This is a genomic window from Sphingobacterium multivorum, assembly GCF_039511225.1.
Taxonomy (GTDB): Bacteria; Bacteroidota; Bacteroidia; order Sphingobacteriales; family Sphingobacteriaceae; genus Sphingobacterium.
In genome coordinates this window covers 2,425,155-2,445,292 of the sequence record NZ_CP154261.1, presented here as the reverse complement: position 1 = coordinate 2,445,292, position 20,138 = coordinate 2,425,155, and the positions used below count along the sequence as shown (strand labels likewise).

The 20,138-nt window shown below is 40.2% G+C and carries 18 protein-coding genes; 7 read left to right on the top strand and 11 right to left on the bottom strand.

Features of this window, described 5'->3' with window-relative positions; translation table 11 throughout:
- The first annotated feature begins 84 nt into the window (after positions 1-84).
- Positions 85-357 carry a hypothetical protein gene (locus AAH582_RS09910; protein ID WP_343321996.1) on the top strand — a complete coding sequence of 91 codons (273 nt, stop codon included), beginning with the start codon at positions 85-87 and terminating at the stop codon, positions 355-357.
- A gap of 19 nt (positions 358-376) precedes the next feature.
- Here AAH582_RS09910 and AAH582_RS09905 read toward each other — a convergent pair whose 3' ends face one another.
- Complete coding sequence (locus AAH582_RS09905; RefSeq protein WP_343321995.1) at positions 377-949, bottom strand: glutathione peroxidase; 573 nt, start codon at positions 947-949, stop codon at positions 377-379.
- 617 nt (positions 950-1,566) lie between these two features.
- On the opposite strand from AAH582_RS09905, the gene AAH582_RS09900 reads away from it, so the two are divergent.
- From AAH582_RS09900 to AAH582_RS09880, 5 genes are all read left to right on the top strand, one after another.
- On the top strand, positions 1,567-2,388 hold the full coding sequence (locus AAH582_RS09900; protein ID WP_343321994.1) for an ATP-binding protein: 822 nt from the start codon (positions 1,567-1,569) through the stop codon (positions 2,386-2,388).
- 24 nt (positions 2,389-2,412) lie between these two features.
- Positions 2,413-4,155, top strand: coding sequence for an ABC transporter ATP-binding protein (locus AAH582_RS09895; protein WP_343321993.1), 1,743 nt, complete (start codon positions 2,413-2,415; stop codon positions 4,153-4,155).
- Positions 4,155-5,960 (top strand): ABC transporter ATP-binding protein, encoded by a 1,806-nt coding sequence (locus tag AAH582_RS09890; RefSeq protein ID WP_343321992.1) that lies wholly within the window; start codon positions 4,155-4,157, stop codon positions 5,958-5,960. The genes AAH582_RS09895 and AAH582_RS09890 overlap by 1 nt, the downstream gene beginning before the upstream one ends.
- Positions 5,961-6,156: 196 nt before the next feature.
- The gene (locus AAH582_RS09885; protein ID WP_343321991.1) at positions 6,157-7,053 is read left to right on the top strand and encodes an SDR family oxidoreductase; all 897 of its coding nucleotides are present in this window, start codon (positions 6,157-6,159) and stop codon (positions 7,051-7,053) included.
- Between the two features lie 9 nt (positions 7,054-7,062).
- On the top strand, positions 7,063-7,986 hold the full coding sequence (locus tag AAH582_RS09880) for a helix-turn-helix domain-containing protein (RefSeq protein ID WP_343321990.1): 924 nt from the start codon (positions 7,063-7,065) through the stop codon (positions 7,984-7,986).
- A 157-nt stretch (positions 7,987-8,143) separates the two neighbouring features.
- Here the strand turns inward: AAH582_RS09880 and AAH582_RS09875 are convergent, their stop codons facing one another.
- From AAH582_RS09875 to AAH582_RS09840, 8 genes are all read right to left on the bottom strand, one after another.
- Positions 8,144-8,497, bottom strand: a complete 354-nt coding sequence (locus AAH582_RS09875; RefSeq protein ID WP_343321989.1) for a YtxH domain-containing protein — start codon at positions 8,495-8,497, stop codon at positions 8,144-8,146.
- Between the two features lie 202 nt (positions 8,498-8,699).
- Entirely contained in the window at positions 8,700-9,212 is a 513-nt protein-coding gene (locus AAH582_RS09870) for a hypothetical protein (protein ID WP_343321988.1), read from the bottom strand.
- Between the two features lie 253 nt (positions 9,213-9,465).
- The gene (locus AAH582_RS09865) at positions 9,466-10,278 is read right to left on the bottom strand and encodes an AraC family transcriptional regulator (protein WP_343321987.1); all 813 of its coding nucleotides are present in this window, start codon (positions 10,276-10,278) and stop codon (positions 9,466-9,468) included.
- 185 nt (positions 10,279-10,463) lie between these two features.
- A complete protein-coding gene (locus AAH582_RS09860; protein WP_343321986.1) occupies positions 10,464-12,344 on the bottom strand; it encodes an MGH1-like glycoside hydrolase domain-containing protein in 1,881 nt (626 codons plus the stop codon).
- Positions 12,345-12,786: 442 nt separating this feature from the next.
- Positions 12,787-14,727: a family 43 glycosylhydrolase gene (locus AAH582_RS09855; protein WP_343321985.1), complete on the bottom strand. Its 1,941-nt coding sequence runs from the start codon at positions 14,725-14,727 to the stop codon at positions 12,787-12,789.
- A gap of 252 nt (positions 14,728-14,979) precedes the next feature.
- Positions 14,980-15,405, bottom strand: coding sequence for a hypothetical protein (locus AAH582_RS09850; RefSeq protein WP_336828228.1), 426 nt, complete (start codon positions 15,403-15,405; stop codon positions 14,980-14,982).
- Position 15,406: 1 nt separating this feature from the next.
- Entirely contained in the window at positions 15,407-15,751 is a 345-nt protein-coding gene (locus AAH582_RS09845; RefSeq protein WP_343321984.1) for a GIY-YIG nuclease family protein, read from the bottom strand.
- 17 nt (positions 15,752-15,768) lie between these two features.
- Positions 15,769-16,185: a MarR family winged helix-turn-helix transcriptional regulator gene (locus AAH582_RS09840; protein WP_343321983.1), complete on the bottom strand. Its 417-nt coding sequence runs from the start codon at positions 16,183-16,185 to the stop codon at positions 15,769-15,771.
- 319 nt (positions 16,186-16,504) lie between these two features.
- Here AAH582_RS09840 and AAH582_RS09835 point away from each other — a divergent pair, with 319 nt between their 5' ends.
- A complete protein-coding gene (locus AAH582_RS09835; RefSeq protein ID WP_343321982.1) occupies positions 16,505-17,227 on the top strand; it encodes a DUF3667 domain-containing protein in 723 nt (240 codons plus the stop codon).
- Positions 17,228-17,322: 95 nt separating this feature from the next.
- Here the strand turns inward: AAH582_RS09835 and AAH582_RS09830 are convergent, their stop codons facing one another.
- Both AAH582_RS09830 and AAH582_RS09825 read right to left on the bottom strand, forming a co-directional pair.
- On the bottom strand, positions 17,323-18,789 hold the full coding sequence (locus tag AAH582_RS09830) for a sigma 54-interacting transcriptional regulator (protein WP_343321981.1): 1,467 nt from the start codon (positions 18,787-18,789) through the stop codon (positions 17,323-17,325).
- A gap of 6 nt (positions 18,790-18,795) precedes the next feature.
- Positions 18,796-19,917 (bottom strand): vWA domain-containing protein, encoded by a 1,122-nt coding sequence (locus AAH582_RS09825; RefSeq protein ID WP_343321980.1) that lies wholly within the window; start codon positions 19,915-19,917, stop codon positions 18,796-18,798.
- Positions 19,918-20,138 lie beyond the last annotated feature (221 nt).

Sequence of the window (20,138 nt, the reverse complement as noted above, 5' to 3'; positions counted from 1 at the left end):
AAGCGAGCAAAAAAAGAGTTCGCTGGCGATAATTCCAAGACGTTATGTCTGGTACAACAAAATATTTTCTAATATAAATAAAATATGAAAATAATTTCTTCACTCCTATTGTTACTAGTATTTTCATCGGGATGCAGTCAAACCAAGCAAGAAGTCATCATAGAAAAATACCTCAAAAACGGTGCTTACCGCTATCACTATGATGCCGTCAATGCCGAAAAAATCATGCGGGAGGCTAAAGTCAATGCTGAACAGGGTTTTACAATAACGGAGGATGACTCATTTTATGAATCCTATCCGTATAAAGTAAATTGGCATATGGCAAAATGGACCATACCGAATTACGTAGAAAATTAGGATTCTACTCAAATTAATACTAATCGATCAGCGCTACAATTGCTGGATCTTCAGGATCTGTTTTTGGAGGAAAATGCTTGATAAGCCTGCCGTTTTCATCGATCAGATATTTCTGAAAATTCCACAGGACAGCAGAACTTTCTACGCCGTTCAAGCTTTTATTGGTTAACCACTGATAAATAGGCGCTTGCCGCTTTCCTTTAACATCAATCTTTGCTGCCATCGGAAAAGTTACGCCGTAATTCCGTTGACAAAAAGCAGCTATTTCGGCATCTTTACCAGGTTCTTGGTCCAAAAAATCATTTGATGGAAAACCTACAATGACCAACTTATCACTGAATCTTTTATACAAACGTTCAAGTCCCTCGTACTGTGGTGTAAACCCACATTTAGAAGCGGTGTTTACAACAAGTATCTTTTTACCTTTAAATTGCGCAAAATCGATGGACGAGCCATCCAACCCCTTCACTTTAAAATCATATAGCGTAGCTGACTTCAAGGCCATATCTACTTTAACATTACCATTGGTGAATAAATAATAGGCTACACCTGCGGCGACTACCGCCACGATGAATAAAATTATAAAGAGCATTTTTTTTATTTTTTTTTGAAACATGACAATCTATAGCTACACGAAACCAGCCCAACATCGTCTGAATTTAGGTCGATGAATACCCTTGGACCTAGGACCAAGGATGGTACATGACAACCTTGCCGACCAACGCTGTACAAGACAAAACGTATGCTGCGAAGTTTTATAAACGGTAAGCGCAACTTTCATTATAGATTAAAGTTACTAAAGAAAGTCTGGATTGAAAATGAAAAGTGCTTTTCTGATCGGATAATAAAACCCTATAAAAAACCGAATCTTCATAACGAAGATTCGGCCGTACTATTAAACTATATAAACCAATTGTGTTCGTTAAAAGTTGACTTATTGTGGGGAGGTTGGTCTATTATTGCAAAACTGTAGATCAGCAATATTACAGCAATTGAATTATAAAGCAGTAATTGATCTAAGCGATCTGACAAGATTTTCTTTCGAAAAAAGAAAACAATACGATCTAAATGCTGTATATTAAAGGAGCTCAATGGTCGATTTTTTTGACTACAACTATTTCTTCTTTAACAGAAGACCAAAAGTTCATTTGAGTAGTCGTTTTTTAACTCGAATAAATTAAACTAATATAAACACCAATCCGATTTTCTATGAAAATTACGTTAACATTAACCCTTATCATGTTTGTACAAGTCCTGTTTGGACAGAAGTCTTTAACGTCTCAATGGCAATCGGACACTACCCTAAGATCTCCAGAGTCCGTGTGGGTAGATGCCAAAAACAAAGTACTCTATGTATCAAATACGATTGCTTTCGAACCTAACACAACGGCATTCATCAGTAAACTGGATATGGACGGAAAATTTATCAAAAAAGATTGGGTGACAGGATTAAATGCTGTTTTGGGCATAGGAATCCACAAAAACCGGCTCTATGCAGCAGAAGCATTCGCTAAATCGATTGCCGTCATCGATATAGATAAAGCAAGCATCGTTAAAAGAATTACCATCGATGGTGCTGAGCTGCTCAATGACATTACAGTTGACTCAAAGGGTATTGTTTATGTGAGTGATACGCGACTTGGAAAAGTCTATCGCATTGAAAATGACGTCCCTATGCTATATGCCGAAAATCTCAAAGGTGCAAACGGACTGCTGGCTGTCGGCAAAGACTTGTATGTGTTATCGGATGGTGCTCTTGTTAAGATAGATCAGGATAAAAAAACCACTGTGATATCGAAAGGCATGGAAGGTGGATTGGACGGTGTCGTACAAATTAAACCCAACGAATTTGTAGTTTCGGGCTGGCAAGGACTGATCTATCATGTCAAACCTGACGGCTCCAATACGGTATTGATTGATACTCGGGACAAGAAGATAAATGCCGCCGATATCGGTTACGACAAATCTTCGGGTATGCTTTATGTGCCTACCGTTAGGTGTAACAGTGTTCAGGCATACAAACTGGACTAAATGATTTAATGGATATACAAGCAGATGAAGCTTTCCACGTTTACTCCTTATACCAAGTCATTTAGAAAGGCTTTTTTGATTATTCCCTTTTTCGTTATAATAGATGTGTTTTGCGAAATTGTACAACCTCGTCTAATGTCTATTATTGTCGATGACGGAATCTTGCATAAAGATATCAATTACATTTTGAAAATTGGATTGGCCATGATCGGGTTAGCTATCGTTGCCATCGTTGCCAATTTGTGCAACATCTATTACTCTGCACATGCATCTGTGGGTTTTGCGACGAATCTCCGGACTGCCCTGTTTCGAAAAATACAATCTTTTGCTTTTGCGGATACCGATTATTTCAGTTCGGCGTCGCTTACTACGCGGCTCACCAACGACACCAATATGATGCAGCAAGTCATGATGATGTGCCTGCGTATGCTCCTCAGGGCACCACTTATGATGGTTTTTGCCATTATCTTTGCGGTTTCTATAAATAAGGATCTGTCCATCGTGATGGCCATTGCGTTGCCTATATTGGCCCTAAGCATTTTCATATTATTACGCAAAGGGCTCCCCTTTTTTATCAAGATGCAGCAGGCGGTCGATCGTGTCAATAGTGTTGTGCAGGAAAATCTACTCAATGTGCGGGTGGTTAAAGCTTTTGTACGTCAAGACTTTGAGAAAAAGAAATTCGACAAAGTCAATTTCGACCTGATGGATGTTGCGACCAAAGCTTCAAGCATCGTTGTCCTTATTATGCCTGTCATGCAATTGGTGATGGGCTTGTCGCTTGTTGCCGTAACCTGGTTTGGCGGACAGAAAGTAATGACCGGAACACTTGCGCTTGGTGGACTGATGTCCTTTCTAAGTTATATCACGCAGATCCTTATTTCTTTGATGTTGCTCTCATTGACTTTCATGATGATTTCAAGGGCAATCGCTTCGGGTGATAGAATTGAAGAAGTTTTAGAGAAACAGCCTTCCTTAACGGATACGGTGGAAGGTCTCCAAAACAAATACGCTATCACAGCAGGACGGATCGCCTTTCAGCAAGTTACTTTTCGGTACAACAAACAAAGTGAGAAACCCAACCTCGACAACATTAGCTTCGACGTGAAGCCTGCGAATACCTTAGCTATCATAGGTGGCACAGGTTCCGGAAAGAGCACGTTGGTACAATTAATCCCACGACTGTATGATGTGTCTGAAGGTAGCGTGCTGGTCGATGGCATCGATGTCAGAAATTACCAGCTACAGGAACTGCGCAGCCAGATTGCGATTGTCTTGCAGCAAAATCAACTTTTTTCAGGAACTATTTTAGAAAATCTCAAATGGGGAAATGAGCAGGCAACGGATGAGGATATTTATGCTGCTGCCAGGATTGCCTGTGCAGACGATTTTATACGCTCCTTCCCCACCGGATATCACACGCTACTAGGACAAGGAGGCGTCAATGTTTCAGGAGGACAAAAACAACGCATATGTATTGCCAGGGCTTTATTGAAGAAACCTAAAATCTTGATTATGGACGACAGCACAAGTGCTGTGGACATCGACACCGACCGGAAAATACGTGAAGGTTTAAAAAATTATCTGCAGGATACCACACAATTGATTATTGCACAGCGTATTTCCAGCGTCATGCACGCCGACCAAATATTGGTCATGGAAGAAGGCCGCATTGTCGGTTCCGGATCACACGAGGTACTTCTGCAAACAAATACCATCTATCAGGAAATTTATCAGTCCCAACACCTGCAAAAAGAAGAAGCCTAATGAGTACATCAAACAAATCCATTCCCGTGAGTTTACCCGGCCCCGGAAGTTCAAGACGCATTAAAAATGAAAAGCCTCAACAGGGATTTAGAGCTCTATGGCGATTGATGCGCTACCTGTCTTCGCAACGGCTGATGCTCCTGCTGATTTTAATTTCACTTTTGCTGGGAACTGCGGGAACACTAGCGGGCAACTACCTTTTACGGCCTGCAATCAACAATTATGTACTTAAAAAAGATATTGTTGGTCTAGGACATATCGCCCTCGTCATGATCGGAATTTATATCGCTACAGGAATTTTCAACATGTTGCAATACCGGCTGACCATAAAAGTTGCGCAGAAAACGATTTCAAACCTCCGAAATGAGCTGTTCGACCGCATGCAGTACCTACCTTTACAGTTTTACGATACCCATCAACATGGTGATCTGATGAGTCGCTTCACCAATGACATGGATACCGTAAGCGACGCCCTAAATAATAGCATTACACAGCTTTTAATCAGCTCAATTACCTTGTTGGGGACACTCGGTCTCATGCTGTATATCAGCCCTATCCTATCTATTATTGCATTGATCATGATCCCACTGATGTTATATCTGGCGAAACTGATCATCAACAAAAGCAAGCGTTTTTTTGCCGCTAACCAAGCTGCACTCGGCAATGCCAATGGCTATGTAGAGGAAATGATCAGCGGACAAAAGGTGGTGAAGGTCTTCGGGCACGAAAACGCCGCCATCGAACAATTTGAACAGCTTAATCAAGTGCTCCGGGAAAAAGCAACAAAGGCACAGTTTTATTCTGGCATGATGATGCCTTTGATGGCGAATATGAGCACCATTAACTACGCGTTGACCACCATCGCAGGTGGTATTCTAGTGATCACACGTGGATTCGATTTAGGGGGATTAACTGCATTTTTACAGTATGCACGGCAATTTGGACGGCCTGTCAATGAGATTTCCAGCCAATACAATAGCCTACAGGCAGCGTTGGCAGGCGCAGAACGTATTTTTGCCGTTATTGATACGGCGCCTGAAAGTGAAACGGTCGATCCGCAGCCAATGCCGGCACCGGTGCAGGGCCAAGTGACACTATCGCATGTAAATTTTGGTTATGTACCGGAAAAACAGGTTTTATTTGATATCGACATCGACGTAAAACCAGGTCAAAAGATCGCTTTTGTGGGTGCAACTGGTGCCGGCAAGTCGACAATTATCAATTTGCTGCCTCGCTTCTACCCTTTGCTATCCGGGGATATTCTGTTAGATAAGACATCGATTTTTAAGCTGGATCGCAATGAACTGCGTAAAAAACTATCTATTGTATTTCAGGACACCCATTTGTTTACCGATTCGGTTATGGAAAACATCCGGTATGGCCGGCTCAACGCAACAGATGATGAAGTGATAGCGGCAGCGAAGCTTGCCGCAGCAGATAGCTTTATCATGCAATTGCCGCAAGGGTATAAAACCGAATTGACCAATGATGGAGCCAATCTGAGTCAGGGACAACGGCAGTTAATTAACATCGCCCGGGCAACTATAGCCAATACGCCAATCTTAATATTGGATGAAGCGACCAGCTCGATCGATACACGAACTGAAATCGCTATTCAGGAAGGTATTGACCGGTTAATGCAAAACAAAACAAGCTTCGTCATTGCCCATAGACTCTCAACCATTAAGAATGCCGACGTCATCTGTCTGATCGAAAAAGGGAGAATCACCGAGTTCGGTTCCCATACAGAATTGTTAAAGCAAAAAGGTAAATACTATCGTTTGTATATGGGACAGTTTGACTGATCATCCCGAAGCTTTAACACCCTACTTATTTCGTGAATACTATATCTATTTCGTGGCAGAGGATCTTTTTTGAAAAGTACCGCGGCTTGCAAAATACGAGATCATCGATTTTCTGAAAGATGGCTACAACATTCTGACATTTGGATACATCTGCCGTCAACCTTACAAAGAACTTTGTCTCAAGAAAAAAAAGATTATGAAAGTATTTATAACTGGAGCTTCGGGCTTCATAGGTTCAGCAGTTGTTCAAGAAATGATCGATGCGGGACATCAAGTAACTGGTTTAGCACGCTCAGAAAAATCAGCAGAGATAATCACCAATTTAGGTGCTCAGGTAATCCGTGGCGATCTTCAACACTTGGATATATTAAAACAAGCAGCTTCAAACGCCGAGGCCGTCATCCATACGGGGTTTTCCCACGATCTGATGTTTGCAAATGAATATGCAAAAGCTGCCGAAATTGATATCAATGCGATCAATGCCATGGGTGAAGAGCTGCTTGGTACACAAAAACCGCTTGTCATTACAGCGGGAACCTTGGGTCTACCACTTATCAACGGGTTCATCACAGAGGAAAGTACACTGCTAAATTCTCCAAGAGGTTCAGAACCTGCGGCAATGTCCCTGGCAGCAAAAGGTGTCCATGCTTCAGTGATTCGCTTACCACCCTCTGCTCATGGCAGCAGTGATCTTGGCTTTATGGCAGGCTTCACATCAAGCCTCATCCAATTTGCGCGCAATCATGGTGTTTCGGCCTATCCCTTAGATGGAAACAATCGTTGGCCAGCGGTTCATCGCTTGGACGCTGCAAAAGTTTTTTGCAAGGCGACCGAGAAGGCCGAAGTTGGGGCATTGTACAATGCTATTGGTGAAACCGGCATTAAAATCAGCGCAATTGCTGAACTGATCGGCACGAAATTAAATCTGCCTGTTACTTCATTACATGGTGAAGATATGGTTAAACATTTCCAATGGCTGAGCCATTTCATCACCTTCGATAGCCCGGCGACAAGTTTTGAGACACAGCAGCAATTAAATTGGTCGCCTACGCAGATCGGTTTATTGGACGATGTTCAGCAAAATTATTTATAAATTTGTTATATGCCACAAAGTCGAACACGGCGTATAAAAACGATCAGTGAATTTCATCAATTAAGAGGTTTGCCACAGCCAGAGCATCCATTGCTGAGTGTTGTGGAATATTCAAAGATGAAACGTTCTCCTTTGGATGATGCTTCGGCCTTATTGTTTGATTTTTATGTCATTTCCAATAAAAGAGGCATCGCAGGCAAAATGCGCTATGGGCAGCAGCTCTTTGATTTTGACAATGGTGTACTCGGCTTTATGTCGCCCAATCAATTGCTGAAACTGGAAGAAAATGACGCTGCTGCCAACGTCAACCGAAGCGGGTGGATGTTGCTTATTCATCCGGACTTTTTATGGAATACCACATTAGCGAAAACTATTAAAGAGCATGAATTCTTCGATTATTCGGCAAATGAAGCTTTATTTCTTTCAGACAGTGAAGAGAAAACACTTAACGATATTATTGAAAATATCCAACGGGAATATCGAGCAAATATGGACAAATTCAGCAAGAACATTATTGTGTCAAACCTTGAAACATTACTGAATTATTCGGAGCGTTTTTACAACCGACAATTCCTGACGCGCGAGAAAGCCAATCATCAGGTTTTAAATCGCCTGGAAGAACTGCTGAATGCTTATTTTTCGACAGAGAGCCTGATCGCACAGGGTCTTCCATCCGTTCAATATATTGCAGATAGCTTAAATATTTCCCCCAAGTATCTGAGCAGTTTGCTTAAGGTACTGACGGGACAAAGCACCCAACAGCATATTCACGAAAAACTAATTGAAAAAGCTAAGGAGAAATTGTCAACAACGGCACTTTCTGTTAGCCAGATCGCTTATGAATTAGGCTTTGAACATTCACAGTCATTCAGCAAATTGTTTAAAACAAAAACCAAACTTTCGCCTCAGGAATTTCGAGCAGGCTTTCACTAAGTTAATGAACGCTAACCGTTACTATCGAATGGCCATTGGATTCAGTAAAACGGTCCATCTGGGCATGGACATTATAATTTTATGGGCGAAGATCAAAAAAAGAAACAGCAGACCAAGCAATAGTTATTATCCGGTCTGCTGTTTGAATCGACAAAGCTTATTTTTCTTTATGATCTTTAATTGTATCTTTAATCGCTTTAGTTTCTTCGGCGGTCTTTTCACTTACTTGATCTTTATACTTATCAAATTCATTTGAGACCTTATCAGCCACATGGCCTGCTGTTTCGCTAATCGAGGATGACAGATGATCATACTCTTCTTTCACTTTATCGGCTACTTCTTCGTATGTGTGTTTTGCCTGTTCTTTGAGGTCCCTTGTTTTTTCCTTGATTTTTTTCCGCGTTTTTTTTCCACTATTCGGTGCCACTAATAGACCGACCAATGTACCAACTGCTGCTCCCGCCACCATTGCGAGAAGTAATCCCGTTGAATTATTTCTTCCGTTGCACATCTTTAATTTTTTTAGACAATCGTAATTAAGCATATATTTTCAAAATGATTATGTTGTTGAACTTCTACAAGAGCAAACAATAAAAGCAAAAAATTAGTTTGTCATATTTTAAATAATGTACAACAGGCTAGATTACAGCACCACATGAATCGAAAGGCGCTAAAGATGAGCGTTCAGAAATGGTCTGGATCAAATAGCTCTACTAGACTTGACTTTTCAGTTCTGACCCCAATCCATTGTTGATTTTCTTTTGTTTGAAGTATTGAAAAATGACTGCAATAATAAAAAGCACAAAAAGGACAAGAAGGGTCTGTCCAATAATTGGATCATTTATATCCTTTGCCAAGGGATGTCCGACCGGAACTCTGGTAAAGGTCTCATTAACAGCAGGCACCAGCGACAAGAAGAAACTAAATGACCATAGAAAATTCTCAAAATACTGAGACTTCGTACTACTTTTCTTCGTTGCGTGCAGCCAATAGGCCACCATTACAAGAACAAAGATGAAGAGCGAAAAAACATGTCCAGCATTGAAGCCGCCTTGTTTCGAAATCCCTAATGCCGTAACAGAAGTGATGGCTGTCGCATAAAAATATAACTTCCCCGATAATACTTTAAGATTGATCTTACCATAGCTGATAAATCCTAATACAGCGCCTAAAAGTGCTGTTACTCCGATAACTGTGTGGAAAACTCCTAAACCTGATAAATTCATTTTTCTATTTTTAACGTTGATAATTTCAAAAAAATGTTCCTGTAAGGTCGTTGTCACGCTTTCACGGCACAATCCATGGAATAACAACCCTTTAAAGGAACACTACAAAGTTGCGATAGAATAAGGAAAATGGTTTTTTGATTTCGTTCAAAGATTTGATGTTTTAGTTCAAAAAACAGGACCACAATCTTATTGGAGAAAAATTGGTCCCCTCGATCAAAATGGAGTACCATATACAAGTGGCCATTGGTTTTTAGTTGCTTTTAAGCTGTCGACGATAATTTGTTGGCGATATATTGTATTTGTCGCTAAAACTCTTTGTAAATGTTGTAAGGTCGTTAAATCCACAGTTAAAGGCAATTTCGGAAACACGCTGATCGGAAACCAAAAGGAGCTCTGCCGCCTTTTCGAGCTTCTTATTTTTGATGTAGCTGGCAGGTGTATCATGATATAATTTGGCAAACTCTCTTTTAAATGAAGAAACACTCAGATTATTCTGTTCCGCAAGCTGCTCAATAGTTAATTGGGAAAACAGATTGGCTTCAATAATCTGTTTAAACGAATAGGTATTTGAAGAAAAAAGCTGTGATAATATCACTCGTATGACCGACGCGTTTCTCGTTTGGGACAGGAGCAATATAATTTCTTTTAATTTGAGCACCAGTATATCTTCATTGATCAATGAAGGATTTTCAAAATAGAACAGCAAGCCTTCCACATATTTCTGGATCAGGAAATCATTGTCAATTTTTTCTTTTGATTGGTTTGAAATAATATTTTCAGGTTCAAGCAGCAACGAGGGCAACTCTCTATCGTAAACTTTCTTCAAGGTATCTGGATAAAAAGTGACGATTAACAGCTGACAATCACGCGTTGGATTCACATCGTGGATTCGCTTTCCAGAATTAATACAATTCAGCAATAAGGAATAATGTTTCGCAATAATTAGCTCTTCGTCATTTGCCTGGTATTGCATTTCCCCTTCCAGTACATAGAGGAAGCAAGCCTGTTCCGCTACTGGAAATTCAAATGTAAATGGTGCCTTCAATGCAATTTTTTGCATCATCGGTCTTCCAAATAGCTCATATTTTTTGTAATCATTTACCATTGTACCGCTCAATTTCTCAAATTTAACGATTGAGTTCCGTATAATTAAAATGACCGATGTGCAATCGAGTCTTATTTTTTAAAATTCCGTTAAAATAGATTCTTCCAATCGATGTATTTTAATTCGTTAAACACCTGTTAATATTAGTCTAAATTTACGTCTATTTTAACACCAAGATCTTTGCTGCTTGCCTTTAAAACATGATCTACCCAAATGCATAACATAGACTGTTTTCCAGGTTTGTTTTGATCCCAGTCTTCTTTCCAAACAATGTCTATTGTTTTCCCGTGATAGGCTAAGTTTCCGAGGTAAAAATAATCCATTTTGCCAGCAGGTATCAGCGGCTGAACCTGAAAGCTGTTGTGATGGGATGCCTTAAATCCAATGAGATCTGCTATGATTATGTCTGGATAGGTTGAATGAAAATAATCCTTCTGCCCACCAAATTGCTCACCGTCACTTGGTATATACCATTCACCGATATTTGGGTGGGCATAACCGTGAAGCCGTGTAAGCTTCATAATTTGTTCGTACAGGGTCTCTTTGTCCTGCGCAGTGATTTGATTTTTATAATTTCTTAAATAGTTGCTGTATGCTTTATAGACGACTGAGTTTTGAAAAGGCCATCCTCTGCCGTTCCAGGCATAAGCCTGCTCATTATAATAGGGATGTTGTCTTTCGGCCGTAGTCATTCCTTTATGGTTATTGAAACCTTTTTCGGAAGTAAACATCGCCCAAGCTACCTCATACTTTTTATTATCCTCACGCGGTATCATATTGAAATACCAAGGGGTGTAACCAACGGATTCCCGCACCCGCGCTTCGTAATCCCGTACACCATAGGCATTGTCTCCGGCTGTCAAGGTATAAAAAAAACCATCATCTGCATTCCAAAGTGTCCTGAGAAGTTTCCGCTGTATTTCCTGGCTTCTGAATTTATAGTAATCTGCTTTCGCCTTATTCTTAATCGAAGGATGATGTTGCTCTTCCTGTCTATAGAGATTGTACAATGCGTTGGTATTCCCAAAGGAATAGCTTCCAACGGATGGGCGCACCAGATAAAAATCAGGATAACCTTTGGTAAAGGCCAATGGAAAGTCTTTCGCCGCAGTCGTATTTGCAGCCTTGTCTGTCGTCCCCCAACCTAAATAAAGATCTCTCCATGTACTATCGCCATAAATAGCATAGGGCCCTTTACTCTCAATCAAGCCAAGCACCGCCGAAAGGCTGAATTCCATACCATCGTACAGATCCAGAATTTTGTACATGCCGTTGGTCTTCGCATCGGGATTTTTCACAGTGAATAGGCTATCCAAAAGGTGCTGGTGAGTCTCCATCGCTGGAAGCATCTTTTGTGTCCAGGCCTGATCGGGATGAATTTTTAAAAATGATTCAATGCCATCGACCATCCAACTGGAAAAATGAACACTTTCGGGCCGGCTCAAATGGGTTAAAAAATTGCCGTTTTCACGTTGATTTATTTTGGAAGCTGATCCAAGCATAAAATATTCTGCATAAGATTGAAGGTATTTGGGATCACGAAGCCAACGTACATCGTAAAACTGATGCGCTGTTGGGCAGGTAATCGCTCCACTCAGGGATCCCCAGGCGGGATAACCAAAAAATTCCGTTATAACCCAATATTTCTTTGAATCATATGGATCGTAATAATCCCGAAGATGCTTGCTGATCATCCACCAACGATAATTATACACGCGACTTAGGGTATCGTTGGAACTCTCAAAATACGGAATGTTATTGACCAAAAAGTCTTTGTTGTTGGATTCGTCAAAAGCTCCGTCCGATTTTGGCCGGTGCTCGAAAGCATTGAACTCCTTTATATTATCTGTTAGATTATTTTTCGCCACTTCCTTTAAACGATCAAGTTCAAGCCGATATATCGACTCCTGCTTTCCCGAAAATCGCCGATTACTGGAACAGGAAAAAAGAATCCCTAGAATCAAAAAGGCTGTGCTGCTTAAAACAATAGAATTTAAAAAAACGGAACGATGTTGTCTTTTCATATGGTTGTGTGGAATAGAACTGGAACGAAGACCTAATCAACAGAATTTTTATGACAATTCAGCATGGTGGAACAAATCGGCGTAAAATTGATACAATGTATCATATTGCAACAACCGTAATTTATATAAAACTCAGATATTCCCATTTTCACATAAAAAAGTATCTTTTTCATATTCTTTCTACTGCTATTCTAAGCTACATTTGTCCATAAGTAAACTTGACTCAAGAGAAGTAATTGCCGAAATGAATGGAGATGCCTATCTCATCATTTTAAATTTCTGAATTGATTCGATAAGAATACTGTAAAAAGAATCCTACAATACTACACTGAAAAACATTTTGTGGAACGACAGCGTCGTTCCACATTTTTAATTTATTAAACCGGTCTTTACCCCACCTTCTACGGTAGCCACTTTAGCTTGCTCACCGGCTTTTTCATGCTTAGTCTCCGGTAGTTCCTTCCGTTGTCATTTTAACTTTATGGATTGTACCATCTGGACGGTAATTTAAGGTATCTATGCATATCGAACGGCTAAAACTGCCTCCATCTGGATTAATTCCCCCATTATGGTAAATGAAATACCATTGATTTTTAAAAGGGACAATTGCTTGATGGTTCGTATTGCTATTGCCTGCTATTTCATTCAGAATTCCTTTATAGACATAGGGACCTTCGATCTTATCGGCCATGGCATAAGCGATCTTCTCCGGAAATTCCGTAGCATAACTCAAATAGTATTTTCCATTGCGCTTGTGAACCCACGGTGCTTCCGTAAAAGCTAGTCCTTCAAAATTCACCTGTTTTATTTCGCCATCAATCTCAACCATATTTTCTTTGAGCTTTGCGTAGTAACACTCGCGATTGCCCCAGAAAATCCAGGCTTGACCATCATCATCAATAAAAACAGCTGGATCGATACAAGCCCAGGAATGGGAAGAAGCAAAACAGTCTTTGTTGGTCAATAAGGGCTTTCCCAATGCATCGCTAAAGGGACCTTCGGGTCTGTCTGCGACAGCAACACCTATTCCGGACCAATTGGAACTGATGTACCAGTAATATTTTCCATTACGTTCGGTAACATGTCCTGCAAACGCATCGCCGCTTTCTGCCCACGTAAAATCACTTATGCGCAAAGACACGGGATATTCCGTCCAATTTTTTAAATCCGTTGTAGAATAAACGATCCAGTCTTTCATCTTATAGCCTTTCTGACCCCCTGCAAAGTCATGACCTGCATACAACCAAAGTGTATCCCCCTTAACTAATGCAGCCGGATCGGCCGTAAAATGATGCTTAATAATCGGATTTCCCTTTGCGGTAAAATGATACCGGTCATCCGCAGCCACAGGAGCTAGCAATTCACCAGGTACACCGCCCCATTTATTGTTCAGAAGACGAGACTCTTCCTTGCTGATTGAAATCACACTTCCATGTCGCGGATTAAAATTCTTATGAAAAGGTTCAGGTTTTGAAGAGAAATTAAAGAGATCGTCTGTGCGCTGAAATTCGTATCTTCCATTCGCATACAAATCGTACATCAAGATATAATCGTTTGTTCCATTCAACTTAAAAAGGCTCGATCCTTCGACAACAACAGAAGTGTCTGCGTAGGCATCGAGATACCGGAAGTCTTCTCTCCATGGTCCTTTTAGGGATTTACTTGTCGCCTGCTGAATTCCATTTTTCACTTCTTTTCCGGCAGCATCTTTTGTATTACCCTTAAAGAAAAAATGATATAGCCCATCTTTATAGACAATGTCGCCATCAATACCGCCAAATTTTGGACTGAACAATAAAGTAGGTTCCTTTTCAAAGCCACTAAAATCTTTATTCGCATAGGCCGCATAAAAATCAAGTTTATCATTCGCATGCGATTTCACCGTAAAATACACCAGGTATTTTTTTTCAGCCGGATCGTAGATCGTCTGTGGTGCCCATACCCATTTTACGTTCTTAAATTTTTTAGGGTATAACTTTGCCAGGTCAACAGAATTGTGTTTCCAGTCCGTCAGATTATCAGATCGCATCAGGATAATACCCGGATTACTTCCCCACCCATTCTTTACCGTAAACATATCAGTTGCGACCATATAAAATGACTTTTTGTCCTCTCCCCTAAGGATGTGCGGATCACGAATCCCTCCCGTTTGGGATATATCCGCCGATGACAAAATAGGTTTATTGTTATTTAATGCAACCCAGTTTTGCGCATCCTGACTGACTGCAAATCGCAATTGTTCTTGTGTATTTTTATCCCCCGAACCTTCAAAATATGCAAAAAGATAACCCGCCGCCTTATCTGCATTGTGTATTTTTTGCGCTACGGCATTGGTAAAACTCATTAATGCAATACTCAATACCCCTATTTGTTTTAGTTTCATGTTTGATCAATTTTTAGGTTTTTCTAAATGCTCATTTGCCAAGCAAACCTTATTTATTACACCTTAACCATGGATTATTTAATGTACAAATTCCAAATTATCTTGATCGAAGGGCTATTCAACACGAATTTAAATTTGCTCAAAAACACTTTTCCACGAAGCTGTAGAAGAATATGATACGAGGCTTACTTTTATTAATGTCAAATATACATTTATTATTTAAATAGGCGATATTTTTATGGTAAGTATCGTTTAAAACGGGACATTTTCCAGGGGTAAAAGTCTTGAATCCGAGATTGCTGCAGTACGATGCCCTATAATCTTCATATACGCTGGATTTTGTTCAAATGAAAAAAAATCGGACACACTTCGCTGTTTGATCAGCAGACAAATATCCCACTGCTCCTGATCGGGGCCTATCAGAAACTGGTCACCATGCCCAACAAAAAGTAGCTCACCGCCGCTTTCTTCCACAAAAGGTTTGGCTAGCTTTATATAATTCATGAAAGCATCGTATCCCGAAATTTCTTTGATTGGCGCAATCTCCGGAAAATTAGTATAGTCCGCGATTTTCCTCAACTGAATTAAATTGAGATTGACAATGGGGCCTTGGATATTTTTCAATGCCAGATTCCTTCCGGCTTCATAACTCGGATACAAATACGTCTTTCTTGCCATATCAATAGATACTTGTTGTTTCTCTCACTTTACTCTTCAACTCAGTTGCTGCATGATGTACGACTCTTTTATAATCAATGATTTTGTCGTTTTCAAATGGAATAATAACTGCATTTTCAAACAGGAAATTTCCCTCGCCCAATTGGTTCCAATCCGCCTGTAAGTTTTTGTTGTCAAATTGCCCCATGTTTAACATAAATCTGATTCTGTTGGAAAGAGCCGTTAAATTCAGGCTATCTGCGATATATGTTTTATTTTCGGCCTTATTGTAAATTGTTAACACTCCCATCAATGGTTTACTGTCCAAGAATTCGGCTTTCAGTTGTTTTTTATCTATTTTGTTCATGTGTTTTTAAATTAAAATTATAAATCTCCGCCCAATGACTTCAATTGCCCAGCAAAAATAAGGAGATCTGTTACGGCCATTCCGTCCAATAGCTTGTTGGCGATGTGCTCAGCTGTAACAGTCGCCTCCTTTAAAATTCGATCACCAACCGCCGTAAGCTTCACATAACTGACCCGGGCATCTCTATCATTGTGCTCTTTTACAACAAGCCCCATCTTTTCCATGGGGGAAATAATCCGTGTAATTCCTGAGGCTGTTAAACCGGTACTTTCAGCCAGATCAATTCGCCGTAGCCGCTTACCGGGAACCTGGCTTAAAATATGTAAGATCATAAAGTCTGTCAGACTTAGTCCATGCAAGCTCAACCCATCAAACTTTTTGGTGATGACAGATTGAACTTTTACAATGTTCAGAATCGTATTAATCGCGTTCATAGTATTATTGTTCTTGTTATTTGCACAATACTTGACAACTCAAGTATTATGCAAATATAATAGTTTTATTTAAATGCCCGAATAGAATAAAAGATTCTGCCAACAGCGCGGTTACACGACAGCGCAATATATCTATTTACCTTACGAGAGAAGTTGGTTGGTATAAAACTACACTTGGGTGTAGCCTTGATTGACATAATCTATAATATTTTTGGACAAATTCTAATCGACAGGAGGCTAAAGCCAACGATTTTCAGAATATGGAAAGGAAAGAATCCTCAAATATTAACAAATTTATTACCTATAACATAGTATAAACATGACAAATTGCAAAAACTGTGGGACAGATATAACGCTGAATTTCTGTCCGAAATGCGGACAGCCAGCGGTCCTTAAAAGAATTGATGTGCATTATATCGTCCACGAGATTGAACATGTCCTTCATTTCGAGCGCGGCATCTTGTACACGATTCGTGAACTCATTACCACACCCGGAAAAAATGTAAAAAAATATATTGCCGAGAACAGGAGTCGCCTGGTAAAACCCATTATTTTTATCATCATCAACTCGCTGATATACTCTGTAGTAAGCCATTTTTTTCATGTAAACGACAAATATGTGAGCTATTACGAATCCCAACATTCTACTACGGGTTCGATATACCTCTGGATCCAGGATCACTATGGTTACGCCAATATCATGATAGGATTGTTTATCGCTTTTTGGGCGAAACTATTTTTTAATAAATACGGTTTTAATTTTTTTGAAATTGTCATCCTGCTGTGTTTTATTTTGGGAATCACGATGTTGATCTATACTATTTTTGCATTAGTTGAAGGTGTAACACATACAGGCGTTATGGTACAGGCTAGCATCGTCGCTATGGTATATAGCGTTTGGGCTATTGGACAATTTTTCGCCCCCTACAAAATACCCAGTTATTTAAAAGCGCTCGCTGTTTATATTTTAGGGTATCTGTCATTTACTGTTGTCGTCGTTATTATTGGTCTATCGATAGACTTAATTTTAATGAAAAGATAGGTTATCCTCCTTTTTCCGTTCTTGTGAGACCTTTTACAATAGCATAACGGGTAAGTTTACGCTGTAAACTTACCCATCCTATTACTCGTTGCCTATTACAGATTATTTCTCAGATATCCCTGAAAATTATCTTGAAACTGAAGGCCGGACCCCAGTCTATATTTACTTAATTTATTGTTGAGGGTAAGTCCCCATAAAACGAATTCAGTCAGAAAATGGAGATCTTCGGGTTTCGTTTCCGGTTGGTATTGCTGAATTAAAGCATGGATAGGCTTCACTTGGTCCAAAACCTGCCCGTACGCCAAATCGTTGAGTTCATCAGATAATTCGATTCCTTCTGATTCCGAAAACCAACGAACAATATCATCGTAGGGATAACGCTCGTTTTCTCTTTCCAGTTTCTCAATTTTTGGGAATAAAATCGGGAAAAGGCTTTTAATCGCGTTTTCTATTAGCTGCACTGCAACGATACCCGCTCCTTCTTGCTCGCCTTCATAAACGAGCTCAACTTTGCCGGTTATCGCAGGCACAATACCCATAAAATCACTCAGCCGTACTGCCGTTGCTTGCGCCCCACTTCTGAGCATGCGTAATTCAGCGGTACTTAATAAGTTTTGAAATGCTGTAATGCTCATACGCGCACTCACGCCACTCTTTTCATCCACATATTCACTATTTCGTGCTTCAAAGCTTATCTGCTCAATCAATTCCCTAGCTAGCTCAGGGACGTATATCTGCTCCTTCTGGGCCGCTTCCAAGTTCGCCTCCTGCGCAGTAATTGCCTTTGCTATCTCAACCGATGCGGGGTAATGTGTAAGTATCTGCGATCCGATGCGATCTTTCAGCGGCGTCACAATACTTCCTCTATTGGTATAATCCTCTGGATTCGCTGTAAATATAAATTGTACGTCTAACGGCAAGCGTAACTTAAAACCGCGAATCTGAATATCTCCCTCCTGTAATATATTGAAGAGGGCTACCTGGATTCTAGCTTGAAGATCAGGTAGCTCATTAATGACAAATATAGAACGGTTTGCTCGAGGAATCATACCAAAATGAATCACCCGATCGTCTGCATAGCTCAGTTTTAAATTTGCGGCTTTGATGGGATCTACATCACCGATCAAATCAGCTACTGTCACATCAGGCGTAGCCAGTTTCTCCGCAAAACGATCGCCTCGACCAAGCCAGCTTATCGGTGTATCGTCGCCTTTCTCCTTCAGCAACTCTATCGCATAACGCGATATGGGGTTAAACGGATCATCATTAATCTCTGAACCTTGAACCACAGGCACATATTCATCCAATAAGTTGACCATGAGCCTAGCTAGACGTGTTTTCGCCTGACCGCGAAGGCCCAAGAAATTAATGTTGTGTTTGGAAAGTATTGCTCTTTCAAGTTCTGGAATTACGGTATCTTCATAACCATGTACCCCATTAAACACGGTTTCACCCGCCTTTATTTTTGTAATCAGATTCTGACGCAATTCTTCTTTTATTGTTTTAGGTTTATAACCCGAAGTTTTTAATGCACCAAATGTTGTAATCTTCGTGTAATCCATATATTCTTATCGTATTCTTTTTTTTCGATTTTCTTCGTAATCCTCAAAGATCATTTCACCCAGATCCCCAAGTCCCGTGTAATAAGCCTTCCCTTGATTTGAAGCTGTAAACTCGTCGACAAATTGCTGTAGATAAGGATCCGAAGCAATCATAAAGGTTGTAATTGGTATTCCCAACTTTCGAGCCTGTGCAGCCATACTATAGCATTTGCTGGTGATAAAAGGATCCAAACCCATAGGATTCTTATAGTAAGTGCCGTCCGGCATATTTAAACAGCTGGGTTTCCCGTCGGTTATCATAAATATTTGCTTATTCGCATGTCGTTTTCGCCTTAGTAAGTCCATCGCTAGCTGTAAGCCCGCGACCGTATTGGTATGAAATGGTCCAACTTGCAAATAAGGCAGGTCTTTTATCGCGATAGGCCATGCATCGTTTCCGAAAACAATGACGTCAAGTGAGTCTTTCGGGTAACGGGTCAAAATAAGTTCTGATAAAGCCATCGCCACTTTTTTTGCAGGAGTGATCCGATCCTCGCCGTATAAAATCATACTGTGGCTGATATCGATCATCAACACTGTACTCATCTGCGACTTAAACTGTGTATCTTCTACGACGAGATCATTTTCTGATAAGGCAAACTCACCTATCCCATGATTGATCTGTGCGTTTTTCAAGCTCTCTGTCAAAACTATTTTCTCCAGGCCATCTCCGTACTGATAGTTTCTGAAATCGCCCATATTTTCGTCACTCCTTCCCTGGTGATTAGTTTTATGATTGCCTGATTTTCCTTTCCTCATTTTCCCAAAAATCTGGTCCAAGGCATGCTGACGCAAAGCTTTCTCCAGCTTTGAGGTAATATCTACGCTACCTTCACCACCAAACTCCACTTTTTCCCTGATATAACCTTTATTCTTCAGATCCGTAATGAAATCGTCTATCGTATAGGCTGGAGTCGTCAGTTTGAACTCTTTATCCAATTGCCTAAGCCAGTCAATGGCTTCATCAAAATCACCAGAGGTATGGGGAATCAATTCTTTGAAAATGTCAAATAATTTATCAAAAGGCGTTTGAAACGGCTCTTCATATTGTTTGAAAAGAAAACCTTTCCTTCGTTTCGTGCTTTTCATGCATTCCTCTTATTAGTATGAAGAAGCTATCCAACTCGTGTATCGGATGCTTCATAGTATGAATTTACGAAATAATAATTTTTGTGAGCACCGTATGTCCATTTAACTTCAAAAACTGGCTATAGTATGACGCATAAAAAATAAGGTACACTAAAATTAATGGCAGTCTTGTTTACTTAGCCCGATTTTTTTGGGTGATAGCATAAAGCGCTATTGGGAAA